The sequence below is a fragment of the Brevundimonas sp. TSRC1-1 genome (assembly GCF_049898245.1).
Taxonomy (GTDB): Bacteria; Pseudomonadota; Alphaproteobacteria; order Caulobacterales; family Caulobacteraceae; genus Brevundimonas; species Brevundimonas mediterranea_A.
This window is the reverse complement of sequence record NZ_JAFCXI010000002.1, coordinates 163857-189099: the sequence shown is the minus strand read 5'-3', so window position 1 is coordinate 189099 and position 25243 is coordinate 163857. Positions and strand designations below refer to the sequence as shown.

General features: G+C 68.1%; 31 protein-coding genes. 19 read left to right on the top strand and 12 right to left on the bottom strand.

Annotation, left to right across the window (positions count from 1 at the left end; all coding sequences use genetic code 11):
* Window position 1: 1 nt before the first annotated feature.
* A complete protein-coding gene (gene ald, locus ACP7CK_RS06955) occupies window positions 2-1120 on the bottom strand; it encodes an alanine dehydrogenase (RefSeq protein ID WP_154726098.1) in 1119 nt (372 codons plus the stop codon).
* Between the two features lie 148 nt (window positions 1121-1268).
* On the opposite strand from ald, the gene ACP7CK_RS06950 reads away from it, so the two are divergent.
* Genes ACP7CK_RS06950 through ACP7CK_RS06940 form a run of 3 tightly spaced genes read left to right on the top strand, consistent with a single transcriptional unit; the run spans window position 1269 to window position 2729 of the window.
* Complete coding sequence (locus ACP7CK_RS06950; RefSeq protein ID WP_008258826.1) at window positions 1269-1745, top strand: Lrp/AsnC family transcriptional regulator; 477 nt, start codon at window positions 1269-1271, stop codon at window positions 1743-1745.
* Window positions 1746-1790: 45 nt separating this feature from the next.
* Entirely contained in the window at window positions 1791-2285 is a 495-nt protein-coding gene (locus ACP7CK_RS06945; protein ID WP_426025539.1) for a hypothetical protein, read from the top strand.
* Between the two features lie 36 nt (window positions 2286-2321).
* Window positions 2322-2729 (top strand): hypothetical protein, encoded by a 408-nt coding sequence (locus tag ACP7CK_RS06940; protein WP_154726096.1) that lies wholly within the window; start codon window positions 2322-2324, stop codon window positions 2727-2729.
* Between the two features lie 3 nt (window positions 2730-2732).
* Here ACP7CK_RS06940 and ACP7CK_RS06935 read toward each other — a convergent pair whose 3' ends face one another.
* The 5 genes from ACP7CK_RS06935 to ACP7CK_RS06915 all read right to left on the bottom strand — a co-directional run bounded on the left by ACP7CK_RS06935 (window position 2733) and on the right by ACP7CK_RS06915 (window position 7092).
* Complete coding sequence (locus ACP7CK_RS06935) at window positions 2733-4187, bottom strand: NAD-dependent succinate-semialdehyde dehydrogenase (protein ID WP_426025538.1); 1455 nt, start codon at window positions 4185-4187, stop codon at window positions 2733-2735.
* A 92-nt stretch (window positions 4188-4279) separates the two neighbouring features.
* Window positions 4280-4417 (bottom strand): entericidin A/B family lipoprotein, encoded by a 138-nt coding sequence (locus ACP7CK_RS06930; RefSeq protein ID WP_008264300.1) that lies wholly within the window; start codon window positions 4415-4417, stop codon window positions 4280-4282.
* A gap of 48 nt (window positions 4418-4465) precedes the next feature.
* Window positions 4466-6169, bottom strand: a complete 1704-nt coding sequence (locus tag ACP7CK_RS06925; RefSeq protein ID WP_292150045.1) for a sensor histidine kinase — start codon at window positions 6167-6169, stop codon at window positions 4466-4468.
* A gap of 111 nt (window positions 6170-6280) precedes the next feature.
* Window positions 6281-6892, bottom strand: coding sequence for a sigma-70 family RNA polymerase sigma factor (locus tag ACP7CK_RS06920; protein WP_008259301.1), 612 nt, complete (start codon window positions 6890-6892; stop codon window positions 6281-6283).
* Window positions 6889-7092 (bottom strand): NepR family anti-sigma factor, encoded by a 204-nt coding sequence (locus ACP7CK_RS06915; RefSeq protein ID WP_292150044.1) that lies wholly within the window; start codon window positions 7090-7092, stop codon window positions 6889-6891. The genes ACP7CK_RS06920 and ACP7CK_RS06915 overlap by 4 nt, the downstream gene beginning before the upstream one ends.
* A 204-nt stretch (window positions 7093-7296) precedes the next feature.
* Here ACP7CK_RS06915 and ACP7CK_RS06910 point away from each other — a divergent pair, with 204 nt between their 5' ends.
* Window positions 7297-8091, top strand: a complete 795-nt coding sequence (locus tag ACP7CK_RS06910) for a response regulator (RefSeq protein ID WP_008262700.1) — start codon at window positions 7297-7299, stop codon at window positions 8089-8091.
* A 66-nt stretch (window positions 8092-8157) separates the two neighbouring features.
* Here the strand turns inward: ACP7CK_RS06910 and ACP7CK_RS06905 are convergent, their stop codons facing one another.
* Window positions 8158-8508: a hypothetical protein gene (locus ACP7CK_RS06905; protein WP_372705385.1), complete on the bottom strand. Its 351-nt coding sequence runs from the start codon at window positions 8506-8508 to the stop codon at window positions 8158-8160.
* A gap of 339 nt (window positions 8509-8847) precedes the next feature.
* On the opposite strand from ACP7CK_RS06905, the gene ACP7CK_RS06900 reads away from it, so the two are divergent.
* Window positions 8848-9876, top strand: a complete 1029-nt coding sequence (locus ACP7CK_RS06900; protein ID WP_008263474.1) for an NADP-dependent oxidoreductase — start codon at window positions 8848-8850, stop codon at window positions 9874-9876.
* A gap of 8 nt (window positions 9877-9884) precedes the next feature.
* Window positions 9885-10292 (top strand): acyl dehydratase, encoded by a 408-nt coding sequence (locus tag ACP7CK_RS06895; protein ID WP_008264307.1) that lies wholly within the window; start codon window positions 9885-9887, stop codon window positions 10290-10292.
* A gap of 60 nt (window positions 10293-10352) precedes the next feature.
* On the opposite strand, the gene ACP7CK_RS06890 is transcribed toward ACP7CK_RS06895, so the two are convergent.
* Window positions 10353-11129, bottom strand: a complete 777-nt coding sequence (locus ACP7CK_RS06890; protein ID WP_008259888.1) for a SapC family protein — start codon at window positions 11127-11129, stop codon at window positions 10353-10355.
* A 130-nt stretch (window positions 11130-11259) separates the two neighbouring features.
* On the opposite strand from ACP7CK_RS06890, the gene ACP7CK_RS06885 reads away from it, so the two are divergent.
* The 11 genes from ACP7CK_RS06885 to rimM all read left to right on the top strand — a co-directional run bounded on the left by ACP7CK_RS06885 (window position 11260) and on the right by rimM (window position 20565).
* Window positions 11260-11754 carry a Fur family transcriptional regulator gene (locus ACP7CK_RS06885; RefSeq protein WP_008262920.1) on the top strand — a complete coding sequence of 165 codons (495 nt, stop codon included), beginning with the start codon at window positions 11260-11262 and terminating at the stop codon, window positions 11752-11754.
* Window positions 11755-11756: 2 nt separating this feature from the next.
* Window positions 11757-12647, top strand: a complete 891-nt coding sequence (locus ACP7CK_RS06880) for an alpha/beta fold hydrolase (protein WP_426025537.1) — start codon at window positions 11757-11759, stop codon at window positions 12645-12647.
* A gap of 137 nt (window positions 12648-12784) precedes the next feature.
* Window positions 12785-13393, top strand: coding sequence for a nicotinate-nucleotide adenylyltransferase (locus ACP7CK_RS06875; protein ID WP_231492532.1), 609 nt, complete (start codon window positions 12785-12787; stop codon window positions 13391-13393).
* Window positions 13394-13526: 133 nt separating this feature from the next.
* Window positions 13527-13961 (top strand): ribosome silencing factor, encoded by a 435-nt coding sequence (rsfS, locus tag ACP7CK_RS06870; protein ID WP_008264216.1) that lies wholly within the window; start codon window positions 13527-13529, stop codon window positions 13959-13961.
* Window positions 13962-13965: 4 nt separating this feature from the next.
* Window positions 13966-14430 carry a 23S rRNA (pseudouridine(1915)-N(3))-methyltransferase RlmH gene (gene rlmH, locus ACP7CK_RS06865; RefSeq protein WP_426025536.1) on the top strand — a complete coding sequence of 155 codons (465 nt, stop codon included), beginning with the start codon at window positions 13966-13968 and terminating at the stop codon, window positions 14428-14430.
* Window position 14431: 1 nt separating this feature from the next.
* Complete coding sequence (locus ACP7CK_RS06860; protein WP_426025535.1) at window positions 14432-15511, top strand: murein hydrolase activator EnvC family protein; 1080 nt, start codon at window positions 14432-14434, stop codon at window positions 15509-15511.
* A gap of 204 nt (window positions 15512-15715) precedes the next feature.
* On the top strand, window positions 15716-17086 hold the full coding sequence (locus ACP7CK_RS06855) for a S41 family peptidase (protein WP_426025534.1): 1371 nt from the start codon (window positions 15716-15718) through the stop codon (window positions 17084-17086).
* A 69-nt stretch (window positions 17087-17155) separates the two neighbouring features.
* Entirely contained in the window at window positions 17156-17527 is a 372-nt protein-coding gene (locus tag ACP7CK_RS06850) for a hypothetical protein (protein ID WP_035309158.1), read from the top strand.
* A gap of 311 nt (window positions 17528-17838) precedes the next feature.
* On the top strand, window positions 17839-19401 hold the full coding sequence (ffh, locus tag ACP7CK_RS06845) for a signal recognition particle protein (protein WP_154726092.1): 1563 nt from the start codon (window positions 17839-17841) through the stop codon (window positions 19399-19401).
* 24 nt (window positions 19402-19425) lie between these two features.
* On the top strand, window positions 19426-19968 hold the full coding sequence (gene rpsP / locus ACP7CK_RS06840) for a 30S ribosomal protein S16 (RefSeq protein ID WP_008263068.1): 543 nt from the start codon (window positions 19426-19428) through the stop codon (window positions 19966-19968).
* A 69-nt stretch (window positions 19969-20037) separates the two neighbouring features.
* Window positions 20038-20565, top strand: a complete 528-nt coding sequence (gene rimM, locus ACP7CK_RS06835) for a ribosome maturation factor RimM (RefSeq protein WP_426025533.1) — start codon at window positions 20038-20040, stop codon at window positions 20563-20565.
* Here rimM and ACP7CK_RS06830 read toward each other — a convergent pair.
* The gene (locus ACP7CK_RS06830) at window positions 20562-20738 is read right to left on the bottom strand and encodes a YegP family protein (RefSeq protein ID WP_008260025.1); all 177 of its coding nucleotides are present in this window, start codon (window positions 20736-20738) and stop codon (window positions 20562-20564) included. The genes rimM and ACP7CK_RS06830 overlap by 4 nt on opposite strands.
* A 163-nt stretch (window positions 20739-20901) precedes the next feature.
* Between ACP7CK_RS06830 and ACP7CK_RS06825 the strand changes: the two genes are divergently transcribed.
* Window positions 20902-21630, top strand: coding sequence for a glutathione S-transferase N-terminal domain-containing protein (locus ACP7CK_RS06825; protein WP_426025898.1), 729 nt, complete (start codon window positions 20902-20904; stop codon window positions 21628-21630).
* Window positions 21631-21681: 51 nt separating this feature from the next.
* Complete coding sequence (locus ACP7CK_RS06820; protein WP_426025532.1) at window positions 21682-22077, top strand: DUF3597 domain-containing protein; 396 nt, start codon at window positions 21682-21684, stop codon at window positions 22075-22077.
* Window positions 22078-22105: 28 nt separating this feature from the next.
* Here ACP7CK_RS06820 and ACP7CK_RS06815 read toward each other — a convergent pair whose 3' ends face one another.
* From ACP7CK_RS06815 to galU, 3 genes are all read right to left on the bottom strand, one after another.
* Window positions 22106-23260 carry a benzoate/H(+) symporter BenE family transporter gene (locus ACP7CK_RS06815; RefSeq protein ID WP_426025897.1) on the bottom strand — a complete coding sequence of 385 codons (1155 nt, stop codon included), beginning with the start codon at window positions 23258-23260 and terminating at the stop codon, window positions 22106-22108.
* Window positions 23261-23299: 39 nt separating this feature from the next.
* Window positions 23300-24094 carry an enoyl-ACP reductase FabI gene (locus ACP7CK_RS06810; RefSeq protein WP_372705426.1) on the bottom strand — a complete coding sequence of 265 codons (795 nt, stop codon included), beginning with the start codon at window positions 24092-24094 and terminating at the stop codon, window positions 23300-23302.
* A 258-nt stretch (window positions 24095-24352) separates the two neighbouring features.
* Window positions 24353-25231 carry a UTP--glucose-1-phosphate uridylyltransferase GalU gene (gene galU / locus ACP7CK_RS06805; protein WP_008259420.1) on the bottom strand — a complete coding sequence of 293 codons (879 nt, stop codon included), beginning with the start codon at window positions 25229-25231 and terminating at the stop codon, window positions 24353-24355.
* Window positions 25232-25243: the final 12 nt, after the last annotated feature.

The window sequence follows — 25243 nt, the reverse complement described above, 5'->3', positions numbered from 1 at the left end:
ATCAGCCGCGCGCCCAGACGCCGAACGGATCGCTCCATTCCAGGCCAAGGGCCTGGGCCACCGCCGGATAGGTGATCTCGCCCTTCAGCACGTTCAGGCCACGCGCCAGGTGGGGATCGGCCTTCAGGGCGTCCAGACCCTTGTCGGCCAGGGCCAGGCCGAAGGGCAGGGTGGCGTTGTTCAGGGCTTCGGAACTGGTGCGGGGCGCGGCGCCCGGCATGTTGGCGACGCAATAGTGGACCACGCCGTCGATGACATAGGTCGGGTCTTCGTGGGTCGTCGCGTGCGAGGTCTCGAAACAGCCGCCCTGGTCGATGGCCACGTCGATCAGCACCGATCCCGGCTTCATCGTCTTCAGATGGTCGCGCTTGACCAGTTTCGGGGCCGAGGCGCCGGGCACCAGGACGGCGCCGATCACCACATCGGCCTTGATCAGTTCTTCCTCGATCGCGCCGATCGAGGAATAGCGGGTGATGACCCGGCCGCCGGTGATCTCGTCGATATAGGCCATGCGCGGAATCGAGCGTTCCAGCACCACTACCTCGGCGCCCAGGCCCATGGCCATGCGGGCCGCGTTCAGCCCGACCACGCCGCCGCCCAGCACCAGCACCCGCGCCGGGGCCACGCCCGGCACGCCGCAGAACAGCAGGCCCATGCCGCCGTTATGCTTCAGCAGGGTCTCGGCGGCCGAGAAGACGGCGATCCGACCCGCGACTTCCGACATGGGCGCCAGCAGCGGCAGGCCGCCGCGCGCGTCGGTCACGGTCTCGTAGGCGATGGCGGCGCATTTCGACGCCAGCAGGCCCTTGGTCTGTTCCGGGTCGGGGGCCAGGTGCAGATAGGTGTAGAGGATCTGGTCCTCGCGCAGCATCTCCCACTCGACCTTCTGCGGCTCCTTGACCTTCACGATCATGTCGTTGTTGGCGAAGATGGTCGCCGCGTCGGCGACCAGGGTCGCGCCCGCCTTTTCGTAGTCGGCGTCGGTGAAACCGGCGCCCAGGCCGGCGCCGGTCTGGACCGAGACCGCATGGCCATGGGCCACATATTCGCGCACCGCCGTCGGCGTCAGGCCGACCCGGTGTTCATTCTTCTTGATTTCGCTGGGAACGCCGACGCGCATGGGGGAACCTCTCCGGAAATAATGGGAGCGTCCGTCTCTGCGGGCGGATCGCCGTTGCGCCACATATAGCGCCGAGCGGGTCGCAGAATCCTGTTCATTTGACGACCTGATCGCCGTACATGCGCAGTCTCTGCGATGGATTGACCAAATGAAGACTGTTTCCGCCGTCGAACTGGACGGAACTGACAGGAAGATGCTCCGCCTGCTGCAGCAGGACGGACGGATGACCAATGCCGACCTGGCGCGCCAGGTGGCCCTGTCCGAAAGCGCCTGCCTTCGTCGTTTGCGAGCGCTGGAGGCGGCGGGGGTGGTCGATCACTATGCGGCGGTGATCAGCGAACGGGCCGTGGGCCTCCCGATCAGCGTCTTCGTCACCGTCACCCTGTCGTCCCAGTCCGAGGCGGTCCTGACCGCCTTCGAACAGGCCGTGGCCGCCGCCCCCGAGGTGATGGAATGCTATCTGATGACCGGGGGCGCCGACTATCTGCTGCGGCTGGTGGTGCGCGACGTCGACGATCTGGAACGGGTCCACGCCAAGACCCTGACGCGCCTGCCCGGCGTCCACCGCGTTTCCTCCAGCGTGGCCATGCGGTCGGTGGTCAAGCGCGGGGCCTTGCCGGTGTGATCGGCGGTTCCCAGATCGAATGAGGACATCTGGTCTGGGGGATATGTGGATCGCGACGGTTTGATCTGGTTCGGCCTGGCGATCACCGCCGCCTTGGTCGCCATGCCGGGGGTGCTGGCGGGCGGACTGCCGCTTCTCCCGCTGTTTATCGTCTGCGTCGGCCTGGCCTGTACTCTCCATTCGGGCAGTCGCCGTCTGGTCGTGAGCACCACCCTGCGCCTGTTGTCGCGCGGCGCCTTCAGGACCGCGATCATCGTGCTGGGCGCCGTGATGCTGATTCAGCTTCTGCCGCTGGAAATGGCGTTGTTCATGGCCGGCGACGTCCTGGCCTATGTCGAGGTGCTGGCGGCTGTCGGACTGATCGCGGCGAACGCTCGCGTCCAGGTCATTCGAGGGATGATCGAAGCGAAGACGGATCAGTGGCGGGCCGCGGTCCGGCGTCGGATCGCCAATCGCACGCCCCGGGTCGGGCGGCCTTCGGCCCGTCGTCGCCCGCCGTCACCGGACGACGACCCGGCGGCCGGTTGGGCCTTCGCGTGATTTGACTCGTGCGGTTCAGTGTGGATCATACGACCTATGGGTGTTGAAGAGAGCATCGTCGTCTGGACGGATCGCGAGCCCACGCTCGATGAGGAACTGCGCGCTCTGGGCGAGGAGGACGTCGTCGAGATGGCTAATCTCCCGCCTGACTGGACCGGCGTGCTGGCGACCATTTTCATTTCGACCGCATTGGGCGGCCATGGTCCGAGGATCAAACTGTACCTCAAGACGGGTAGACACCAGCCCAGCGCCTCAATCTCGATAGGTCCAAATCCTCGCGTCCTGGCGAGCAGTCTGGAGGAGCGCGATCTTAATCGGATCGCGCCCAAGGCTCTGGAGTGGGTCGCCCTGAACCATGAAGCCCTGACGCGTTTCTGGTTCGAAGGTCAGGACTTGATGATCCAGGACGTGGCCGATTTCAGCCGGTCCCTAAAAAGGGTGTGACCCTCACCGCAACGCCAGGGTCACCGTCTTCACCTCCACATATTCGTCGATGCCGTGGATCGAGCCTTCGCGGCCGTAGCCGGACTGTTTGACCCCGCCGAACGGGGCCACGGCGGTGGAGATCAGGCCGGTGTTGACCCCGCACATCCCCGCCTCGATGCGGCGGCTGAAGCGCATGGCCCGGTCCAGGTCGCGGGTGAACAGATACGACGCCAGGCCGTAGTCGCTGGCGTTGGCCTTCTCCAGCACCTCCTCCTCGCTGTCGAAGGCGAAGACCGGGATCATCGGGCCGAAGGTCTCCTCCTCGCGGAACAGTGCGTCGTTTCCGCCCAGGGTCACCGTCGGCTGGAAGAAGCGACCGCCCAGTTCATGGCGTGATCCGCCGGTCAGCACCCGCCCGCCGTCGGCCTGCACCGCCGCAACGTGTTTCTCGACCTTGTCGACGGCCTTGTCCTCGATCAGCGGGCCGACCTTGACCCCGTCGTCGAAGGCGTTCCCGACCTTGATCTTCGCCACTTCGGCCGCGAGCTTCTCGGCATAGGCCTCTGACACCGACCGTTCGACATAGACGCGGTTGGGACAGACGCAGGTCTGGCCCGAGTTGCGGAACTTGCCCTTGATGGTCTCGGCGACGGCCAGGTCCAGATCGGCGTCGGCGAAGACGATCAGCGGGGCGGCGCCGCCCAGCTCCATCGACACCCGTTTCAGGGTCGGGGCGCATTGCTCGGCCAGTTTCCGACCCACGCCGGTCGATCCGGTGAAGGACAGTTTTCGGATCAGGGGACTGTCGGTCAGGGCCTTGCCGATCACCGCCGCCTCGCCGGTCACGATCGACAGGGCGCCGACAGGCAGGCCCGCCTGATAGGCCAGTTCGGCCAGGGCGATGGCCGTGAAAGGGGTCTGGCTGGCCGGCTTGACCACGGCGGTGCAGCCGGCGGCGAAGGCCGGGCCCAGTTTGCGGGTCAGCATGGCGGCCGGGAAGTTCCACGGGGTGATCAGGGCGCACGGCCCCACCGCTTCGCGATAGGTCAGCAGGAGATGGCCCAGCGGGCTGTCCTGGGTCTCGCCGATCAGTCGTTCGGCCTCGCCGGCGAACCATTTGATGAAGCCGTTGGCGTAGACCACCTCGCCCTTGGCCTCTTCGAACGGCTTGCCGTTCTCCAGCGCCATCAGGGCGCCCAGCCCTTCGACGTTCTCGTCGATCAACTCGGCCCATTTGCGCAGAAAGGCGGCGCGCTTGTGCGGGTCGGTGCGGGACCAGGCGGGAACGGCGTCGGCGGCGGCCTGAATGGCGGTCTCGGTCTCGGCGGCGCCCAGATCGGGAACATGGCCGATAATCTCTCCGGTCGCCGGATCATCGACCGCGATTCCCCCGCCGTTGGCCGGCACGGGCTCTCCGGCGATCAAGGCGTGCTGGCGAAGCAGGGCGAGGCCGGCGTTCCGGGCGGTCTGGTTCACGGAAATTCTCCTGGTGCAGTCCTGAAACGAACAAGGCCCCGACGAAGCGGGGCCTTGCAAGCATCTTCAATACGACATTCGCCGCAGAAAGATCAGTTCTTGGCGTCTTGGGCGGCGCCCGAAACGGCCGAACCGGCGGCCTGGGTGTCACGACCCACGCCTTCGACCGTGTTGCAGGCGGCGGTGGTCAGGGCGGCGGCGGCGGCGACCAGTACGAAAATCTTGCGCATGAGAAAGCTCCGGTTGAGCCGACATGGGAGTCTGTCGGTCTTGGCCTATCAACGCGACCGCACAGTCCCGGTTCCGTCCTGGCCGTCCGACTTGTCCGCGGGGTCGGTCGGCGACAGGGCTTCCGGCGTGGCGAAGGTCATGCGGGCGATCGCTCCGCCGCCGGGCGACTCGATGAACTCGGCCTCGCCGCGCAGTTGTTTGGCGAAGGCGCCCATCAGGGTGCGTCCGACCCCGACCTCCGCCCCGGCCGAGGCGCCGGGGCCGTCGTCCTCGACTTCCAGCGTCGAGGTGTCGCCAAGGACTCGGAACCGGACCTTCAGCACGCCGCCCCGCCCGGCGAAGGCGTGTTTCTGGGCGTTGGTCACCGCCTCCACCAGCCACAGCGCCAGGGGCGCCAGCTTGTCCGGATCGACCAGCAGCGAATCCGCCTCCACCGAACTGACGACGACCGGGCCGCGCCCCGCCTCGCTGGCGACCAACTGGCCGACCAGTTCCGTCAGGAAGTCGCGCGCGTCGGCATGACGGATGTCGTCGCTCTGATACAGGGTGCGATAGATCAGGGCCAAGGCCGATATCCGCTGGCGCGTATCGCCCAGAGCGGCCTTGGCCGGGGCGTCGGTCAGGGCCCGCTGCTGCATCGACAGCAGGGACGAGATGATCTGAAGATTGTTCTTCACCCGGTGATGGATCTCGCGCATCAGCGCGTCCTTCTCGGCGATCGAATTCATCAGCTCGCGGTCGCGCACCGTGATGGCCTCGGCCATCTCGTCCAGGGTGCGGGCCATGGTGCGGATCTCGGCCGGGGCGTTCATCGCCTGCAGCGGCCGCACCGAGAACCGGCCCTTGGCGTAGAGGGCGGCGATCCGCTCCAGATAGTCCAGCCAGCGAATGAAGATGCGTTCCGACAGCAGCATGACCGCCGCAAAGGCCGTCAGCCAGGCGCCCAGCGGCAGCAGCAGACTGCCGATCGGATTGAGCCGCGCCCAGGATAGCAGGCCGGGAGCCGGGGCCGACAGCAGGGCGTACAGGTCGCCGCCGGCCAGCACGGCTCCGGCGTAGTCGCGACGCTGGTTGCGGCTGTCCTTGGCCGCGAACACCGCCGTCCCCTCGTCGCGCGCCCGGGCGACCCAGCCCGAAACGTCGCCGCCGTCCGCCAGGCGGAAGGCGGCGGGATCGCTGGCGACCAGGATCCGGCCGGCGCCGTCGGTCAATGCGGCTTCGGAGGCCGAGGGCAGGGCGGGGTCCTCGATGTCCGGCTGAAGCGCGGACAGGGGGATTACGGCGGCCATGGCGCCGTCGAACCGGCCCATGGGACGTTCTGAACGGACGGCGACGATCAGGGCCGCCGGATAGCCGGCGTTGGCCGGCGCGCGAACCACGACCAGATCCTCGCCACGCCGCAGTCTTTGGAACCAGTCGGCGCCGGCGGCGGGGGCGAGGCCGGCTCGAACCCCGTCAGGCCGTCCCGACGCGCAGACCGCCTCGCCGGTGGGGCTCAGGCGGTACAGGCCCTCATAGCCCTCCAGCCGATCAACCAGCGCCGTCAGACGCGGCGCGCAATAGGGACCGAGCGCGTCGGGGCTCAGCGCGCGCAGCAGGACCTGCGCGCCGTCCAGCCGCGCCTTGGCGCTGCCGGCGCTGCGCTCGGCGGCCAGCTGCAGATCGACCTTGCGATCTTCGGCCTGCTGGCTGAAGTCGGCCTGGGTCTGGATCAGGATCAGGATGAAGATCGGCAGCAGGGCCAGGGCCATGGCCACGCCGAGGCGAAAGCGGATGCCCTGGAACCGGGCGGTGTTCAATTTCCGACCGAGGCGCGGCTGCGCGTCCGCGTCCCCCGCTCTGGTCTCTTCCGCCACCGGGGATCAGGACCGGGCGCCGGCCAGCCTGTCGGCCTCGCCGAGAATCGACCGCATCGCGTCGCCCGCCGCCTTGCCGTCGCGGCCGTAGCCGCCTTTTTCCAGCGTGGCCGCCAGGGCGCGGCGCGCCCGGCTGACGCGGCTCTTCACCGTACCCACCGCGCAGCCGCAGATTTCTGCCGCCTCTTCGTAGGCGAAGCCGCCGGCGCCCACCAGGATCAGCGCCTCGCGCTGCTCTTCAGGCAGGGTCTTCAGCGCCTGGCGCAGTTCGTCCAGGGCGACCGGCGCCTCGGGGTCGTCGACCGCCACCAGGGTCCGTTCGGCCGCTTCCTGATCCAGTTGGGACTGGCGCCAGGACCGGCGCTTCTCGGAATAGAATTGGTTGCGCAGGATCATGAAGGTCCAGGCCTTCATGTTGGTGCCCATTTGATAGCTGGCCCGCGCGTCCCACGCCTTCATCATGGCGTCCTGCGCCAGGTCGTCGGCGGCGGTCGGATCACCCGTCAGGGTCCGTGCGAAGGCGCGCAGATGAGGGATCAGCTGAACCAGTTCCCGCTTGAAGCCGTCGTCGTCGGCCGAAGCGGGTTTCGGGGCGGCTCCCAGGCGAGACGTGCTCATGCGCCACCGCCCGACGCCTTGGCGTCGGCGCGCTTCAGAATTTCCAGGAATTCGTCAGGCACTGGCTCGTTGACCACCTCGTCGAACATGTGGCGCAGCTTGACGCCGATGGCCTGTTGGCGAAGTCGAGCTTCCTCGAGCCCCGCCTCCCCCGCATTTTCGACGTCCTTACGCCGCGAGGAATCGGAAGAATTGATCATAGACAGAACACCGCCCACCCAACTGCAGTGCAGAAATGCGGACTGGATAACGTCGCCCCTGCCGCCGGGTTCCTCCCATTTTGGGAATAAATGCTCAAGCTTGCGGCTTGGTGCGGAACCGTGGTGGATTTGATACGTTTCAACCCGCTGTAGCGCTGCGCCCTGGTCGGGCGAGACAGCGATTTTTGTCGGGGACTATCTAGCATGAGCCTTCTGGCCAGACTTGCGCCGCATCTGCCCTATGTCCGCCGGTATGCACGGGCGCTGACCGGAGACCAGGCGACGGGCGACAACTATGTGCGTGTCGCGCTCGAGGCCCTGGCGGCCGGCGAGCAACAGCTTTCGACGGACATGACGCCGCGCGTCGCCCTCTATCACGTCTTCCACGCCATCTGGTCCTCGACCGGGGCGCAGTTGGAAGACGTTAGCGGCGTCGATGGCCGCACCGACGCCTCGAGCCGTCTGCTGCGGATTGCGCCGCGCTCGCGTCAGGCCTTCCTGCTGACCGCGCTGGAGGGCTTCACGCCGTCGGAAGCGGCGCAGATCCTGTCGGCCGACGCCCGCGACGTCGAACGCCTAATCGCCGAAGCCCAGTCCGACATTGACGCGGAACTGGCGACCGATGTTCTGGTGATCGAGGACGAGGCCATCATCTCGGCCGACATCCAGAGCCTGGTGAAGGAACTGGGGCACCGCGTCACCGGCGCGGCCACCACCCATGACGAGGCCATTGAGGCCGTGGCTCGCCACAAGCCGGGTCTGGTCCTGGCCGACATCCAGCTGGCCGACGGGTCTTCGGGCATCGATGCGGTCAAGGAAATCCTCAAGGACATGGACGTGCCGGTGATCTTCATCACCGCCTTCCCGGAGCGCCTGCTGACCGGCGAACGGCCGGAACCCACCTTCCTGATCACCAAGCCCTTCCAGCCGGAAACGGTGAAGGCGGCGATCAGCCAGGCCCTGTTCTTCCACCCTTCGCGTCACAAGCAAGCGGCCTGACCGCCCTTTCGAACTGAACGCCGTCAGGGCCCCGGTCGCTTGCGCGCCGGGGCCTTTTTCTGTCCGCTAGTTCGACGGCGCGGTCGGGGCGTTGACGTTCGGCGTCTCGCCTGTCGGGGCGGGCTGAGCCTCGCCCGCGGGGCCGGTGGGGGCGTCGGCGGCCGGCGGGGTCTGGGCGTCGCCCTGGAAGGCGCGGGCGTCCACCGCCTGGTCGCCGTCGTTGGCGTTGGTGGTCGACATGCCGCCCTGGCTGAAGGCCCAGATGGACAGCAGAAGCACCGCCGCCGCCCCGCCGGAGAGGATCAGCAGCCACAGAATGCGCACGCCGGACCGGCCCTGGCGGGTGGACTGGGCGTCGACCGGCCGGTTGGATCGATCCGCGTCCGTTATCTTCGTCTGGGGGTCTTGGTGGCTCATGCTCGGCCTCCCTTGTTCTGTTTTCTGGTCGCGCCTCAACGCCCTGCCGGTGGCGACGTTCCGATCGGCGCGCGGCTCCGGCGAACCTTGTTCGTGGGGAGACGAAAAATTGCACGCAACCTCTGGAACCACTCTCTCGGCCTGCCGTTATCGGCTTGCGGAGGCGGCGACGCCCCCCCGACTTGAGATTGGCGAAAGCCAATCTGTCGCCTCCGCGCCTCATTCTCGATGATGCCACTTGAAGGCGGCCCGCAGGGGTCGCCTTTTTCTTTTCGCTCTCGACCGCCGGGGGCGGCAGGGTCAGGATGGCCTCAAAAGACAATCCTAGGAGATAGACGCATGGCTTTGAACGGCAAGACGAACCGCCAGTGGGTGTTGCGCCAGCGGCCCAAGGGTCTGATTCAACCGGGCGACCTGGAACTGGTCGAAAGCCCGATCCCGGATCTCAAGGAGACCGAGGTTCTGGTCCGCACCGTCTATCTGTCGCTGGATCCGACCAACCGCACCTGGATGAACGATTCCGAGGGTTATCTGCCGCCGGTGGGTCTGGGCGAGGTCATGCGCGGCCTGACCCTGGGCGTGGTCGAACACAGCCGATCCGACCGGTTCAAGGTCGGGGACGTGGTCATGCCCGCCTCGGCCGGCTGGGCCGATTACGCCGTCGTGCCCGAGGGCGGGCTGCGTCCGGTCCACCGTGCGCCAGGCCTGCCGTTGACGGCCAATATGTCGGTCCTGGGCATGACCGGCCTGACCGCCTATTTCGGCGTCACCGACGTGCTGAAGGCCAAGGCCGGCGAGACGATCGTGATCTCGGCCGCCGCCGGCGCCGTGGGCTCCATCGCCGGCCAGATCGCCAAACAGCGCGGTTGCCGCGTCATCGGCATCGCCGGCGGACCCGAGAAATGCGCCTGGCTGACCGACGAACTCGGCTTCGACGCCGCCGTCGATTACAAGAACGAGGATGTCGGCGCGGCCCTGGATCGGCTGGCGCCGGACGGGATCGATCTGAATTTCGAGAATGTGGGCGGCGACATCATGATCGCCGTCTTCAACCGGCTGAAGGTGCACGGCCGGATGGCGGTGTGCGGCCTGGTGTCGTCCTACAACGCCACCAAGGCGCCGCCGTCGCCGAACTTCGCCCGCATCATCACCCACCGTCTGACCGTCCAGGGCTTCCTGGTGCTCGACTACGCCCCGCGCGCCCGCGAAATGGTCGCCGAGATGGGCCCCTGGCTGGCCGAGGGCAAGGTGAAGTGGAAGGTCCACGTCGATGACGGGCTGGAAGGGGCGGTGGAATCGCTGAATCGCTTGTTCACCGGCGATCACGACGGCAAGCTGCTGGTTCGCGTCTCCGAAGAACCTGCCTGAGGATATCCATGAGCGACCCCCTGCTCGTCCATTACGAGGATCTGGAGACGGGACAGGTCGTGCCCCTGGGCGCCTGCGCGGTCGATCCGGCCGCGCTGGACGTCTTCGTCGAGCGGTTCTCGCCCGGCTGGGACGCCGCCTATGGCGCGCCGGACGCCATGGTCTACGCCCTGTGGAGCCGGCTGGCGGCCGAGAAGGCCGGCGGCTGGGCCCAGACCAAGGTCCTGGCCGTGGACGGTCTGCGCTATCTGCGCAATCCCCCGCCGGGCGAACTGCTGCGCGGGCGTATGACGGTGATGGGCAAGGATCCGGTCGGGGACGAGAAGGGCATCGTCATCGCCTCTCACGACCTGCTGGATGAAGGCGGTCGGCTGGTCTTCTCCTGCCTGACCCGCGCCGTCTTTTCGCGCCGCTGAAACGCAGAACGCCCCGCCGGCGAACCGGCGGGGCGTTCCATTTCGATCGGACGGCGGGTCTTAGTTGACCGTGCCCGGGGCCTGGCGAAGGAAGGCCAGGGCGATCAGGCGGTCCCAGCCCAGCAGCGACACCAGGTGGGCGTAGATCTGGCCCAGGGCGCCGTTGTCGCGCAGTTCGGCCAGCTTCTCGGCCGGCAGGGCGCGGAGCTTGTCTTCCGACACGGCGAAATACTCGGCCAGCTTCTGCGGCGCGCCCGGCGTGCCGTCCGGATTGCGCGGCGTGAAGACGGCTTCGCGTACGTCCAGCAGATCCAGGTCGGTGATCAGCTTGACGAAGGCCTCGGTGCGCTGACGCTCCTGCTCGAAGTTGTTGCAGAACTCCATCGCCATGGTGGTGTAGTCGCTGGCCTGGCCGTTGACGAACAGCGGGTTCTGGCCGCCCTCGGCGACGATCTCCGCGCCGCGGTCGATGCACAGGATCAGGCGCTGGTTCTGCTTGTCGTCGGCGAAGACGAACGGATAGCGGCGCACATAGGCCGGGATGTAGGCGTCGGGACGGAACTCGCCGTCGGCCGCCACGAACAGGTTCTCGCCCTGGCGCAGGCCCATGACCACGACCGGCTGGCGGTTCTCGCCGGTGAAGATCACCGGATAGGACAGGGCGGCGGCGGCGAACTCGGTCACCGTCAGCGGCACGACATTGGTCTGGCCGACGAAGGCGTAGGGCTTGTCGGCCGGATTGACGCCCAGCGCGCCGTGCAGGCCCGGATCCAGCGGCTCGGGGTTCTTGTAGAAGAGGACATTGCCCTCGAGCGGCGAGTTGGTCGTGTCGGTCATGAGAAGCCAGGCGCTCTGGAATGGAAACGAGGCGGGCCTTCTAGCCCAAGCGCGTCCCAGCGGCAAACGGAGGCGACGCCCGGCGGCGTCTCATGTTGCGGCCAGGCCGCTCAGCCATTAGCTGTGGCGCATGACCTCCACCTGCGACCACGATCACGATCATGCGGGCCTGCACGGCGCGGCCCTGATCCGCGCGCTGGAGGGGGCGGAAGCGCGCATGACGGCGGCGGGCGAGCGGATGACGCCGCCGCGTCGACGGGTGCTGTCCCTTCTGCTCGAGACCGGCGAGCCGGTGAAGGCCTATGACCTGATCGCCCGCTTCGGCGAGGACGGCCAGGCCGCCAAGCCGCCGACCGTCTATCGCGCCCTGGAGTTTCTGGAACGCCAGGGCATGGCCCACCGCATCGCCTCCATCAGCGCCTATGTCGCCTGCGCCGGACATGAAGAAAACACCGCGCCCCATGCGGCGGCCTTCCTGATCTGCGACTGCTGCGGGGCGACGCGCGAGATCAACGGGCCGGACCAGGGCGCCATGGACGCCGCCGCCGCCGCCGCCGGCTACGCCATCGCCCGCACCACCATAGAGGCGCACGGACTCTGCGCCGCCTGTCGTCAGGCCGCGTGATCATGGACGCTGCGCTGATGTCCCCGCCCCGTCGACTCAGCGTGCCGATCAACAACCACTGGGGCGCGGGCCGGATGTCCGTGATGGACTTCGGCGACCCGAAGCGGCCCGTGGACCTGATCTTCTCCCACGCCAACGGCTTCAACGCCGCCACCTACCGCAGCCTGCTGTCGCCCCTGTCGGCCAGTCTGCGGATATGGGCTCCGGATCTGCGCGGCCACGGCGGGTCGGACCTGCCGGTGTTCGCCCGGCCCAAGTCCAGCTGGCTGGATCACCGCGACGACATCCTGGCCCTGATCGAGGCCATCGACGGGCCGCCGATGGTCCTGGCCGGCCATTCGATGGGCGGAACCGCCTCGCTGCTGGCGGCGGCCGAACGGCCGGATCGGGTGTCGAGCCTGGTCCTGTTCGATCCGGTGATCTGGCGGCGCGCGGCGGTCTTCGCCTTCAACCTGCCCTTCGCCCACCGGCTGATGAAGGACATCCCCATCGCCAGGGCCACACGCCGCCGTCGCCCGGTGTTCGACAGCCGCGAACAGGCCATGGCCGCCTATCGCGGACGCGGCGCCTTCAAGGGCTGGCCCGACCGGGTGCTGGCCGACTATCTGTCCGAGGGGCTGGTCGAGACGCCGGACGGTCTGACGCTGACCGCCACCCCGGTCTGGGAGGCCGCCAACTACGCCGCCCAGGCGCATGATCCCTGGCGGGCCCTGCGCCGCTATCCGGGGCCGATCCATATTCTGAAAGCCGAGCACGGCGCCCTGACCCATGTGCCGGTCGCGCCGCGCGGCCTGCCGAACGTGACGGTCGAGGTGGTCGCCGGCGGCGGCCATCTGTTCCCCATGACCCATGCCGACGTCGCCCGCGACGCCCTGTTCGAGGCGGCGGTCTGAGGGCGGACGATTAATCGGGGGACAGGCGCCGAGCCCCATGATAAGGGCGCCGCTGAGCATAACTCCCCGAGACGTCCCGCTTGTCCTTCTTTCACGCCGGTCCCGCGCCCAAAGGCGCCGGCCCCCGATCCGGGGGGTTGCGGGACGGTTTGATCCTGACGCCGGGAATGAAGGTCGGCCTGTTCGGCGGCTCCTTCAATCCGGCCCACGACGGTCACGCCCATGTGGCCGAGACGGCCATGCGCCGCCTGGGCCTGGACCGGGTCGTCTGGCTGGTCTCGCCGCAGAACCCGCTGAAGGACGCCCGCCACAGCGCGCCCCTCTCCGAACGCATGGCTTCGGCGCGCGAACATGCCCGCGGCCCGTCGATGATCATTTCGGATTTCGAGACCCGCACCGGCGTGGCCTGGACCGTCGACACCCTGCGCCTGCTGGTCGCGCGGCATCCCGGCGTGCATTTCGTCTGGCTGATGGGGTCGGACAATCTGGCCAGCTTCCATCGCTGGCGCGGCTGGACCGACATCATGCGGCTGATGCCGGTGGCGGTGATCGCCCGGCCGGGCTCCCTGCTGGACAGCCGCACCGCCCCGGCGGCCGCGCGGTTCGCGACCTTCCGCGTTCCGGCCGAGCAGGCGGGTCTGTTGCCGACCTTGTCGGCGCCCGCCTGGACCTATCTGACGGCGCCGCTGAACCCCCTGTCCTCGACCGCGATCCGGACCGGGACCGGACGACGCGCGGCCTCGTGATCGGGGCGCCGGTTCACGGACCGGCCTATCCGTGCTAGAGGGCTTCTTTAGTCAATGCTCCTGGAGCCCTCCGCTGACCCCCTCGCCCGCGTATGATACGCAAGACGCCGCCGTTTCGAACACGGCGCACGAGATGGATGCCATAGAACCTCTGCATTCCGAAGACGGCTTTGAATCCGACGGCGCGCCCAGCGCCTTCGGCGATTCCGCACCGCGCCCGATCGGCTCGACCCCGCTTGAAGAAGCCATTCTGAGCCGCCTCGACGAGGACAAGGCCCAGGAGATGGTTCTGATCGATCTCAAGGGCAAAAGCGCCATGGCCGACACCATGATCGTGGCGTCGGGCCGGTCGCACCGCCATGTCGGCGCCATCGCCGACCACCTGCTGCGCACGCTGAAGGAACAGGGCCTGGGCAAGGCCAAGGTCGAGGGCCTGCCGCATTGCGACTGGGTCCTGATCGACGCCGGCGACGTCATCGTCCACCTGTTCCGCCCGGAAGTGCGCACCTTCTACAATATCGAGAAGATCTGGGCCGTCGATTCCGCCCACCGCATGGTCCGCGACTGAGACCATGAGGCTGGGGATCGTCGCCATCGGCCGACCGGGCCGAGGGCCAGAGGCGACCCTCGCCGATGACTACGCCCAGCGCGCCACCCTGTCCGGACGCGCGCTTGGCCTCGGCCCCCTTGAACTGATCGACCTGGAAGCCAAGAAGCCGGGCAAGGGGCCGGAGGCCGAACTGATCCTCGCGGCCGCGGAAGGGTCTCATCTGATCGCCTGCGACGAGCGTGGAAAGACCTATTCCTCGCGCGCCTTCGCCGACCATGTCGCCAAACTGCGCGATCAGGGGGAACGCCGTCTGGTCTTCGCCATCGGCGGGGCGGACGGGCTGGACGACAGCGTGCGCGCGGCCGCTTCCTCGACCCTGGCCTTCGGTCCCCAGACCTGGCCCCACGCCCTGGCTCGCGCCATGCTGGCCGAACAGCTCTATCGGGCCGTGACCATCCTGGCCGGATCACCCTATCATCGCGACTGACATGGGTCGCGCCGCCACACTCTCTCTCGCCCTGCTGTCGGGCCTCGTGCTCGCCGCGCCCGCCGTGGGCCGGCAGGCGCCTGAAAGCGAGCTGGCCCGAACCCAGGCCGAATACCGCGACGAGGCCGTGCGGGCGCGCCGCCTGCGCGCCGACGCCGATGCGGCCAAGTCCGAACTGGCCCAGTTGGAGCGTCGCCTGGCGGCTCTGCGGGCCGACGAACGGACCGACGACCGCCAGATCGACGACCAGCGCGCCCGCCTGCGCCAGCTCAGCGAACGCGAGGCCGAGCTGGTCACGAACCTGGCCCGGGAGCGCGGGGCCCAGGGCCGGCTGCTCAGCGCCCTGCAGATGATGAGCCGTCGCCCCCCGCCGCCCCTGCTGATTCCGGCGGACAAGGCGGTGGATACGGTGCGCGCCTCCATCCTGCTGCGGGCCATGACGCCCGACCTGGAAAGGCGCGCCCAGGCCCTGGCCGCGCGTCAGGCCGAGATCATGCGCATCCGCCGCCTGGCGGTCCTGTCGTCCGAACGGCTGCTGACCACGGAAAGCGCCCAGGGCGACCGCCGCGCCGAGATCGAGGGGCTGACGGCGCGCAAGACCGCCCTGACCGCCGTCCTGAACGCCGAGGCCCGCACCGCCGAACGCGCGGCCCGCGTGCTGGAGAACCGTATCCGCGAACTGGGCGGCGACGTCCCCGCGGCCGAGACGGCCGAGGCGGCGCCCACGCGCCTGCCCGCCGGCCGCACCCGCCTCAGTTCGCCCGTCCAGGGCGCGCCCAGCCAGACCTGGGGGGCAGGGACCTCGGGGTGGCGCTGGCGGGCCGACCGCGCGGCCGTGACCGCCCCCGCCGACGCCAAGGTCGCCTACGCCGGCCCCCTGACCGGCTGGGGCCAGGTGGTGATTCTGGATCTCGGCCCCGGCTGGCGGGCGGTCATCGCCGGGCTGGAAAGCGTGGACGTGGCGCACGACGCCCGCGTCTCGGACGGCCAGACCCTGGGACGCAGCGGCCCCGACGGCGACGTCTATTTCGAACTGCGGCGCGAGGAACGGCCCATCGATCCCGGTCCCTGGCTGAAATAGCGCCGACAGGCGTCATTTGCGGCCTCTTGCCTCTGACGGCGAGTTGGGAGGCGGCGAAATGGCCGAGATGCGATAAGGCCTTGCTTTCCAACCTGACGCTGATTTTATCGGCGTGACGCTGCGCCGCCACGATTTCGTCGTGTCTGCGGGGCCTTACCCTTGCAACGGGCGCCTTTCATGATCGGCCCGACCGAAAGAGACCGAATGCGTAAACTGCTCCTCGTCGGCTGCGCCGCCCTGGTTCTCGGCGGCTCGGCTGCCGTCGCCACCAGCCAGACGCCCCGCAACGAAACCTTCCGGATGCTGGAGCTGTTCGGCGACGTGGTCGGCATCGTCGAGCAGGCCTATGTCGTCCCGGTCGACAACAAGAAGCTGATCGAAGCCGCCCTGGCCGGCATGATGACGGCGCTGGACCCCCATTCCAACTATCTGCCGCCGTCCAACTATGACGAGCTGCGCGAACGGACCGAGGGGCAGTATTCGGGCGTGGGCCTGACCATCACCTCCGAGGGCGGCCTGGTGAAGGTCATCTCGCCGATGGACGAAAGCCCCGCCGCCAAGGCCGGGGTTCAGGCCGGCGACGTCATCTCATCCATCGAGGGCCAGAACGCTTCCGGCCTGACCGTCAGCCAGGTGTCCGAGAAACTGCGCGGATCCGTCGGCACCAGCGTGCGCGTCACCTTCCTGCGCGACGGCGAGGACCCGCTCGAGGTCGTCCTGACCCGCGAGATCATCAAGGTTCAGTCGGTCACCGGTCGGGTCGAAGGCGATTTCGGCTATCTGCGCGTCTCGACCTTCAACGAGAACACCGGCCGCGAACTGACCGAGGCCATCGCCAAGATCAAGGCCGAGAAGCCCGGGGTGAAGGGCTTTGTCCTGGACCTGCGCAACAACGGCGGCGGCCTGCTGAACGCCGCCATCGACGTGTCGGACGCCTTCCTGGAGCGCGGCGAGATCGTCAGCCAGCGCGGCCGCAAGCCCGAGCAGATCCAGCGCTATTCCGCCAAGCCCGGCGACCTGACCGGCGGCCTGCCGGTGGTGGTCCTGGTCAACTACGGCTCGGCCTCGGCCTCGGAAATCGTCGCCGGCGCCCTGAAGGATCATGAGCGGGCGACCATTGTCGGCCTGACCAGCTTCGGCAAGGGGTCGGTCCAGACGGTGATCCCGCTGCGCCAGGGCCAGGACGGCGCCCTGTCGATCACCACGGCCCGCTACTACACCCCGTCCGGCGCCTCGATCCAGAAGATCGGCATCGAGCCGGACCTGGAGGTCGCCCGGTCCGAGGCCGAGGCCCGCATCGTCTCGCGCTCCAGCTTCATCTATTCCGAAGCCGCCTACGCCACCGCCCTGGACTCCTCCATCGGCGCGGAACGCAAGGGGCCGCACACGCCGCGCGAGGCCCCGGGCAAGGACTTCGACAAGGAGAAGGACTACCAGCTGCAACGCGCCCTGGATGTCCTGCGCGCTGGCGGCGACCTGTCCAAACTGTCCGCCCCGCCCGAGACGATCGTCGTCACCGAGCCGGGCTCCGAACCGAAGAAGGACGAGACGCCGGCCGAGACGCCTGAGGACTGATTTCGGCACGCGGGTTGCAAGCCTTTCCGCAACAGTCGCGTCGTCGACTATTTCGGAAAGGAGAATGTCTTGTCGATTTCGTCGGTTAGCAGCTTCCTTGGCAGTGTGGGCTCGGTCGGCCAGAGCGCATCCGCCGGGCAAAATAAGCCCACTTCGGTCCTTCAGAACGATCTTGACCAGATTCGTGAGAAGGGGCTCAGCGCCTGGGCGCATGAGCAGCAGATGGAGAAGCTCAAGGCGCGGCTCCGCGAGCAGGTCCTGTCGGACAAGAATATGAGCGAGCGCGACGTCGCCGCCCTGCCGAAGGAAGCCCGCGCCACGATCGAGGACGAGATCGCCAAGCTGGTCGCACAGAAGCTGCAGGAGGCGCTGGAGGCCAAGGTCAAGGACGCGGCCGCCCAGGGCAAGACGCAGGCCGTGCTGCTGAACATCTCCGTTTGAACTGCGATGGGGTCGTCGGCGGACGGACGGCGAGAGAATCTGTGGTGTTGGGATTCGACATTCCCCTTGTTTTCCTTCATAAGCCGCCGCTTCCGACGCAAGTGAACCTCGCGTCTCCACCCACACGACAGCTCTTTTGTCGTGCTACCGCGCTCCGCGCTGCTTGAGCACAGCCCATTCGGGCTCAAGCAGGCCGCAAGGCCGATAGCCCAAAAAAGAGAACGAGGTGGGCGAGAACCCTCTGCCGACGTGATCGTCGCCAGAGGCCGTTGTCGTATGGAGCCGCTTCACCCGTCGCCACGAGGTAGTGAATGTTCGAGGCTCTGAACGAGCGGCTGACAGGCGTCTTCGACCGGATCACCGGCCGCGGCGCCCTGTCCGAAAAGGATGTCGCCGAGGCGATGCGCGAAGTGCGCGTGGCCCTGCTCGAGGCCGACGTCGCCCTGCCGGTCGTCAAGGAATTCATCGCCTTCGCCACCGAGCGCGCCACGGGCGAAGAGGTCATCCGTTCGGTCAAGCCGGCCGACCAGGTGGTCAAGATCGTCTATGACGGCCTGATCGAGATGCTGGGCGGCGAAGAGCCGGTCCCGCTCAACACCAACGCCACTCCGCCCGCCGTGGTGCTGATGGCCGGCCTTCAGGGCTCGGGCAAGACCACGACCTCCGCCAAGCTGGCGCTGCGCCTGACCAAGTTCGATCGCAAGAAGGTCATGATGGCCTCGCTGGACACGCGTCGTCCGGCCGCGATGGAACAGCTGGCGCAGTTGGGCAAACAGATCGACGTCGCCGTCCTGCCCATCGTGGCGGGCGAAAGCGCCGTCCAGATCACGCGTCGGGCGCTGCAATCCGCCAAGCTCCAGGGCTTCGACGTCCTGATCCTCGACACCGCCGGCCGCATCACCCTGGACGAAGGGCTGATGAACGAGGTGGCCGAGGTCGCCGAGATCGCCAAGCCGGTCGAGACCCTGCTGGTCGCCGACAGCCTGACCGGCCAGGACGCGGTCCGCACCGCCGCCGCCTTCCACGCCCGCCTGCCCCTGACCGGCCTGGTCCTGACCCGCGCCGACGGCGACGGTCGCGGCGGCGCCATGCTGTCGATGCGGGCGGTCACCGGCCTGCCGATCAAATATCTGGGCGCCGGCGAAAAGGTCGATGCGCTGGACGTGTTCGACGCCCGCCGCGTCGCCGGCCGCATCCTGGGTCAGGGCGATATCGTCGCCCTGGTCGAAAAGGCCAGCCAGGACCTGGACCAGGCCAAGGCCGAGAAGATGGCCCGCAAACTGGCCAAGGGCCAGTTCGACCTGGACGACCTGGCCGGCCAGCTGCAGCAGATGAAGCGGATGGGCGGGCTTCAGGGCATCATGGGCATGCTGCCCGGCGTGGCCAAGATGAAGGGTCAGATGGCCGAGAGCGGCATCGACGACCGCATGATCCTGCGCCAGGAAGCCATCATCTCCTCGATGACCAAGGTCGAGCGCAAGAAGCCCGACCTGCTGAACGCCAGCCGCAAGAAGCGGATCGCCGCCGGCGCCGGCGTCGATGTCCAGGACGTGAACCGGGTTCTGAAACAGCACCGCCAGATGGCCGACGTGGTCAAGCAGATGGCGCGCGGCGGACCCAAGAAGATGCAGCAGATGGCCGCCATGCTGGGCGGCCTCGGCGGCGGGGGCGGCATCCCCGGCATGCCGGGCATGGGCGGCGGCCCCGATCTGAACCGATTGAAGGCCCTGGGCGGCGGCAAGACGCCGGAACCCAGCGCCGACGACCTGAAAGCCATCCAGGACCGCCTCGCGGGACTTGGAAACCCCCTCGGGGGCGGCGGACAACTTCCGGGAGGCCTTCCGGGCCTGCCGGGCTTCCCTCCCAAGAAATAACGACTTCCTAGAAAGAGACTGAAAATGCTGAAGATTCGTCTGGCCCGCGGCGGCGCCAAGAAGCGCCCCTACTACCACATCGTCATCGCCGACTCGCACTCGCCCCGCGACGGCAAGTTCATCGAGAAGGTCGGCAGCTACAACCCGATGCTGCCCAAGGACGGCGCCACTCCGCGCGTCGCCCTGAAGGTCGAGCGTATCGCCGAATGGCTCGGCAAGGGCGCCCAGCCGACCGACCGCGTCGCCCGCTTCCTGTCGCAGGACGAGACCCTGGGCGCCAAGGTGAAGTGGACCCAGTCCAACAACCCGAACAAGGCCCAGCCCGGCAAGAAGGCGCAAGAGCGCGCCGCCGAACGCGCCCAGCGCGAAGCCGACCGCCTGGAAGCCGAAGCCGCCGCCAAGGTCGAGGCCGCTGAAGCCGCCGCCCGCGCCAAGGAAGAAGCCGCCGCTGCTGCTGCCGCTCCGGCTGTCGAAGAAGCCCCGGCCGAAGAAGCGCCCGCCGCTGAAGCCGCCGCCGAAGAAGCTCCGGCTGCTGAAGAAGCAACCGAAGAAAAGACCGAAGCCTAAGGCTTTCGGTCTCGACACGATCAAGGCGGCGTCCTTCGACGCCGCCTTTTTCATGCGCTAGGGACGACCATGACCCAGGACAGCAGATTGATCCTCGTCGGCCAGATCGGCGGCGGTTTCGGGGTGCGGGGCGAGGTGCGGGTGACCGCCTTCACCGCCGATCCCCTGGCCCTGACCGCCTATGGCCCGCTGCTGCGCGCCGACGGCACGGTCGCCCTGACCCTGTCCGCGACCCGCCCGGACAAGAACGGCGTGGTCGGCCGGGCCAAGGAGATCGCCACCAAGGAACAGGCCGACGCCCTGCGCGGCCTGAAACTCTATGTTCCCCGCGACCGCTTCCCCGAACCGGACGAGGACGAATTCTATCTCGCCGACCTGCTGGGCGTCGAGGTCCGCGACACGGCCGGCGCCGTCATGGGCACGGTCAAGTCGGTCCAGAATTTCGGCGCCGACGACATGCTGGAGATCGCCCCCGCGACCGGCGGCCCGACCTGGTATCTGCCCTTCACCAAGGAGGCGACGCCCGAGCTGCACCTGGCCGACGGCTGGCTTCTGGCCGTCCCGCCGACCGAGGTGGGCGAGCGCGAGCCGGACTAGCTGTTGTCTTCGACCTCGGCGTCCGGGCCGTTCTTCTTGATGGAGTCGATGGCGTTCTGGGCCGAGGCCTTGGAGCTGTAGCCTTCGGTCGAGAACAGGGTCTCGGAATTGTATTTGAACCGGACCCGGAACTCGCCGGCCTTGTCCTTGTAGATCTCGAACTTGTGCGCCATCGGGCGTCTCCCTTCCTGCGACCTGTGATCGGTCACGGCCAAGCTGGCGCCGTCCTCGGTGCGTTTCCAGACACAAGCCCGCGACCAAATCGTGCCGATGACAGTTGCGAACCTCGCGCAGGGCGCCGACATGGTTGTTCATCACCACGCCGAGGCCGAACCCATGACCGACCTGTCCGCCTATCCGATCACCGGCCGCTGGCCGGCCCGGCGTCCCGACCGATTGCAGCTCTATTCCCTGCCCACGCCCAATGGCGTGAAGGTGTCGATCATGCTGGAAGAGGTCGGCCTGGCCTATGAGCCGCACTTCATCGACATCATGGCCAACGAGACCTGGGGGCCGGAATTCCTCTCGCTGAACCCCAACGGCAAGATCCCCGCCATTCTCGACCCGGACGGCCCCGGCGGACAGCCGCTGGCCCTGTTCGAGTCCGGCGCCATCCTGATCTATCTGGCGGAAAAGACCGGCAAACTGCTCTCGACCGATCCGGCGACCCGCTATGAGACGATCCAGTGGCTGATGTTCCAGATGGGCGCGGTCGGCCCGATGTTCGGCCAACTGGGCTTCTTCCACAAGTTCGCCGGCAAGGACTATGAGGACAAGCGTCCGCGCGACCGTTACGTCGCCGAGAGCCGTCGTCTGCTGGGCGTGCTGGAAACACGGCTGGCCAATGATGGCGGCGCCCCCCGCGACTGGATCGTGGGCGAGGGCCGGGGCGACTATTCCATCGCCGACGTCGCTACGCTGGGCTGGGTCCGCAACCTGATCGGCTTCTACGAGGCGGGCGAGATCGTCGGCTTCAACGACTTCCCGCACGTCGCCGCCTGGCTGGAGCGCGGCCTGGCCCGTCCGGCGGTGCAGCGCGGGCTGGCGATTCCGGCGCGGGGCTGAACCCTCGCCCATTGGCCGCGTTGTCTCGCCACACCAACAGGAGCGCGACCGATGGGCATCTTCTCTTCGATCTGGAACAAGATCACCGGCCACAAACCGAAGACGGCCCCCGCGCCGTCGCCGACCGTCGGCGGCGCGCCCCCCACGCCGGGCGCTGCGCCCATTGCGACGGCGGCGCCGGTCCTGCCCCCGGTCGACGTCGAGGCGGTGCTCAGCGATCTGGCCGAATCCAGGGGCGGCGGCGGCAACTGGCGCACCTCGATCGTCGATCTGCTGAAGCTGCTGGATCTGGATTCCAGCCTGGCCGCCCGCAAGGAGCTGGCCGAGGAGCTTGACGTTCACGCCGGTGAACACGGCTCGGCCGAGCAGAACATCGCCCTGTCCAGGGCGGTCTGGAAGAAGCTGGCGGAAAACGGCGGCCAGGTCCCGGCGTCGCTGCGGGACTGAGGCGATCCGGCGCGTCTGGGCGGCTGGATCAGGCTTTCGGTCTGATCCAGCGCAGCGCGCCCAGGGCTGCGAAACCGACGACCAGGCCCCAGAAGGCCGAACCTATGCCGAACAGGGCGATCCCCGATCCGGTGGCGGCGAAGGTCAGGACGGCGGCTTCGCGCTCGTCCGACTTGGCCAGCATGGCGACCAGAGCGCCCGTCAGGGCGGCGATCAAGGCCAGGCCCGTGATGATGGCCAGCACCGCCGGCGGCATGGCGATGAACAGTCCCGCCAGAGGCGCCGCGAACAGCGCCACCAGGATATAGAAACCGCCATAGATCACCCCGACGATCCAGCGTCGCGCCGGATCCGGGTGGGCGTCCGGTCCGGTGCAGAGGGCGGCGGTTATGGCGGCCAGATTGACTCCGTGCGCCCCGAACGGCGCGGCGATCACGCTGGTCAGGCCCGTCGCCAGGATCAGGAGGTTCGCCGGGGGCGCATATCCGGCGGCCCGCAACACCACCAGGCCCGGCAGGTTCTGCGACGCCAGCGTCACCAGGAACAACGGCAGGCCCAGACTGGCGGCGACCTTCCAGTCAAAGGCGGGCATGACGGGCGACAGGGTCCCGAACAGGCCGGTCCCCGGCGGCAGGCCGATCTGGTTCCTGAGCATCAGCACGACGAAAGCCGCGCCCAGGACGGCGGGCAGGGCCCAGGCGGGCCACAGGCGGCGCACGACGATGAAGACGGCCAGCAGGCCGGCCGCCAAGGTCAGCTCGTCGGGCGCGACCTTGAACAGTCTCAGCACGAAGGGCGACAGCACGCCCGCCAGCATGGCCGAGGCGACCGAGGCCGGGATTTTCTGGGCCAGCCGTCCCAGGACGGGCAACAGGCCGGTCAGCAGCATCAACACGCCCGCCACCACGAAGGCGCCGACGGCGTTGGCCCAGCCCAGCCCCAGAGTGGAGGCCGCGAGCAGGGCCGCGCCGGGCGTCGACCAGGCCAGGACGACCGGCATCCGCAGTCGCCAGCTCAGCACCATGCCCGGCACGCCTATGCCCAGGCACAGGGCTGTGACCATCGACACGATCTGGGCGGGGTGGGCGCCGAGCGCCTGACCCGCCTGCACCACCAGGGCCACCGTGCCGCCGAAGCCGACGACGGTCGCCACCGCCGCCGCCGAAACGGCGGACGGCGTCAGCAGGGGGACGGACGGTTCGGAAATGGACAGGGGACGCCCCTATTCCTCGTCGCCGGCCAGACCCATCATGTGGAAGCCGGCGTCGACGTGGACGACTTCGCCCGTGGTCGACAGGCCCAGGTCCGAGCACAGCCACAGGGCCGCCCCGGCGACGCCTTCCATCGAGGTGTCTTCCTTCATGGCCGACATGGCGCGGCCCTGGCTGATCATGCCGCGGCCGCCCGAGATGCCGGCCAGCGACAGGGTGCGCATGGCGCCGGCCGAGATGGCGTTGACGCGGATGCCCTTGGGCCCCAGGTCGCGGGCGATATAGCGGGTCGCCGCCTCCAGCGCCGCCTTGGCCACGCCCATGGTGTTGTAGTTGGGGATGGCCCGTTCCGACCCGAGGTAGGTCATGGTGATCATCGACCCGCCGTTCGGCATCAGTTTCGACGCGCGCTTGGCCACGTCCACGAAGCTGAAGGCCGAGATGTTCATGGCCAGCAGGAAGCTGTCGCGGCTGGTGTTCTCGACGAACGACCCCTTCAGCTCGTCCTTGTTGGCGAAGGCGACCGAGTGGACGACGAAGTCGATCGTGCCGAACTCTTTTTCCAGCTCGGCGAAGGCGGCGTCCATCGAGGCGTCGTCGGTGACGTCGGCCTGGATCAGCAGCTTGGCGCCCACGCTCTCGGCCAGCGGCCGCACCCGACGCTCAAGCCCCTCGCCCAGATAGGTGAATGCCAGTTCCGCCCCCTGGGCCGCCAGTTGCGAGGCGATGCCCCAGGCGATGGAATTGGCGTTCGCCACCCCCATGATCAGGCCCTTCTTGCCCTTCATGAGTTCGCCGGTCGGCATGTTCCAGCCTTCGGAAGCGGCCATGATACGTCTCCTGATGATTTGCGCGGAGGGTTAGCAGGCGCAGGCCACGGGCTCAACGTCTTCTCCCTCCCCCTGCGGGGGAGGGGGGGCGAAGGCGGAGCCGAAGCCGGGTGGGAAGGGCCGCGCGACCCGTCCCGACATTAGAAGATCCGAGCGGCGTCGCCTTGCCGCCCCCGCCCCGTCGCTGACGCGACGCCCCTCCCCCGCAGGGGGAGGGAGATCGTCGGTCTGTGCTTAGAGCAGGGCCGCAATCGCCGCCCGCGCCGCCTCGCCCAGATCGGGGCGTTTCAGGGCCAGGGCCACATTGGCGCGCAGCAGGCCGATCTTGTCGCCGCAGTCGTGGGTGACGCCCGCGTACTCGACGGCGGTGAAGGCCTGGCGCTCCATCAGGCGGGCCATGGCGTCGGTCAGCTGGATCTCGCCCCCGGCGCCCTTCTCCTGGGTCGCCAGCAGGTCGAAGATCTCCGGCTGAAGGATGTAGCGGCCCGAGATCGACAGATTGGACGGCGCCGTGCCGGGGGCGGGCTTCTCGACCATCCCCTTCATCTCGATCCGGTTGCCCTGACGGCCGACCGGATCGACGATGCCGTATTTGTGGGCCTGTTCGACGTCGACGGATTCCACGCCGATGATGTTGCCGCCGGTCTCGGCATAGACCTCGGCCAGCTGTTTCAGGGCGCCGGGCTGAGAATCGACGATGACGTCGGGCAGGATGACGGCGAAGGGTTCGTCGCCGATGATGTCGCGGGCGCACCAGACGGCGTGGCCCAGCCCCTTGGGCTGCATCTGGCGGGTGAAGCTCATCTCGCCGGCCGAGGCCAGCTCGGCGTTCATCATCTCGAGGATCTCGATCTTGCCCTTGGCCAGCAGTTGGGCCTCAAGCTCGATCTGGTGGTCGAAATAGTCCTCGATGGCGCCCTTGGAGCGGCCGGTGACGAAGACGATGTGTTCGATCCCGGCTTCGCGGGCTTCTTCCACGATATAGGACAGAATCGGCCGATCGACGACGTTCAGCAGTTCCTTGGGCGTGGTCTTGGTGCCGGGAAGAACGCGGGTGCCGAGGCCCGCGACGGGCAGAACGGCCTTGCGCAGACGCGCGGGCTTGGTGGTCATCAATGAATCCTG

Excerpts from the sequence above, each read along its gene's own strand:
- ald (WP_154726098.1), bottom strand. The coding sequence starts at position 1,120 with ATGCGCGTCGGCGTTCCCAGCGAAATCAAGAAGAATGAACACCGGGTC.
- ACP7CK_RS06950 (WP_008258826.1), top strand. The coding sequence starts at position 1,269 with ATGAAGACTGTTTCCGCCGTCGAACTGGACGGAACTGACAGGAAGATG.
- ACP7CK_RS06940 (WP_154726096.1), top strand. The coding sequence starts at position 2,322 with ATGGGTGTTGAAGAGAGCATCGTCGTCTGGACGGATCGCGAGCCCACG.
- ACP7CK_RS06930 (WP_008264300.1), bottom strand. The coding sequence starts at position 4,417 with ATGCGCAAGATTTTCGTACTGGTCGCCGCCGCCGCCGCCCTGACCACC.
- ACP7CK_RS06925 (WP_292150045.1), bottom strand. The coding sequence starts at position 6,169 with ATGGCCCTGGCCCTGCTGCCGATCTTCATCCTGATCCTGATCCAGACC.
- ACP7CK_RS06920 (WP_008259301.1), bottom strand. The coding sequence starts at position 6,892 with ATGAGCACGTCTCGCCTGGGAGCCGCCCCGAAACCCGCTTCGGCCGAC.
- ACP7CK_RS06915 (WP_292150044.1), bottom strand. The coding sequence starts at position 7,092 with ATGATCAATTCTTCCGATTCCTCGCGGCGTAAGGACGTCGAAAATGCG.
- ACP7CK_RS06910 (WP_008262700.1), top strand. The coding sequence starts at position 7,297 with ATGAGCCTTCTGGCCAGACTTGCGCCGCATCTGCCCTATGTCCGCCGG.
- ACP7CK_RS06905 (WP_372705385.1), bottom strand. The coding sequence starts at position 8,508 with ATGAGCCACCAAGACCCCCAGACGAAGATAACGGACGCGGATCGATCC.
- ACP7CK_RS06900 (WP_008263474.1), top strand. The coding sequence starts at position 8,848 with ATGGCTTTGAACGGCAAGACGAACCGCCAGTGGGTGTTGCGCCAGCGG.
- ACP7CK_RS06895 (WP_008264307.1), top strand. The coding sequence starts at position 9,885 with ATGAGCGACCCCCTGCTCGTCCATTACGAGGATCTGGAGACGGGACAG.
- ACP7CK_RS06890 (WP_008259888.1), bottom strand. The coding sequence starts at position 11,129 with ATGACCGACACGACCAACTCGCCGCTCGAGGGCAATGTCCTCTTCTAC.
- ACP7CK_RS06885 (WP_008262920.1), top strand. The coding sequence starts at position 11,260 with ATGACCTCCACCTGCGACCACGATCACGATCATGCGGGCCTGCACGGC.
- ACP7CK_RS06880 (WP_426025537.1), top strand. The coding sequence starts at position 11,757 with ATGGACGCTGCGCTGATGTCCCCGCCCCGTCGACTCAGCGTGCCGATC.
- rsfS (WP_008264216.1), top strand. The coding sequence starts at position 13,527 with ATGGATGCCATAGAACCTCTGCATTCCGAAGACGGCTTTGAATCCGAC.
- rlmH (WP_426025536.1), top strand. The coding sequence starts at position 13,966 with ATGAGGCTGGGGATCGTCGCCATCGGCCGACCGGGCCGAGGGCCAGAG.
- ACP7CK_RS06860 (WP_426025535.1), top strand. The coding sequence starts at position 14,432 with ATGGGTCGCGCCGCCACACTCTCTCTCGCCCTGCTGTCGGGCCTCGTG.
- ACP7CK_RS06855 (WP_426025534.1), top strand. The coding sequence starts at position 15,716 with ATGCGTAAACTGCTCCTCGTCGGCTGCGCCGCCCTGGTTCTCGGCGGC.
- ffh (WP_154726092.1), top strand. The coding sequence starts at position 17,839 with ATGTTCGAGGCTCTGAACGAGCGGCTGACAGGCGTCTTCGACCGGATC.
- rpsP (WP_008263068.1), top strand. The coding sequence starts at position 19,426 with ATGCTGAAGATTCGTCTGGCCCGCGGCGGCGCCAAGAAGCGCCCCTAC.
- rimM (WP_426025533.1), top strand. The coding sequence starts at position 20,038 with ATGACCCAGGACAGCAGATTGATCCTCGTCGGCCAGATCGGCGGCGGT.
- ACP7CK_RS06830 (WP_008260025.1), bottom strand. The coding sequence starts at position 20,738 with ATGGCGCACAAGTTCGAGATCTACAAGGACAAGGCCGGCGAGTTCCGG.
- ACP7CK_RS06825 (WP_426025898.1), top strand. The coding sequence starts at position 20,902 with ATGACCGACCTGTCCGCCTATCCGATCACCGGCCGCTGGCCGGCCCGG.
- ACP7CK_RS06820 (WP_426025532.1), top strand. The coding sequence starts at position 21,682 with ATGGGCATCTTCTCTTCGATCTGGAACAAGATCACCGGCCACAAACCG.
- ACP7CK_RS06810 (WP_372705426.1), bottom strand. The coding sequence starts at position 24,094 with ATGCCGACCGGCGAACTCATGAAGGGCAAGAAGGGCCTGATCATGGGG.
- galU (WP_008259420.1), bottom strand. The coding sequence starts at position 25,231 with ATGACCACCAAGCCCGCGCGTCTGCGCAAGGCCGTTCTGCCCGTCGCG.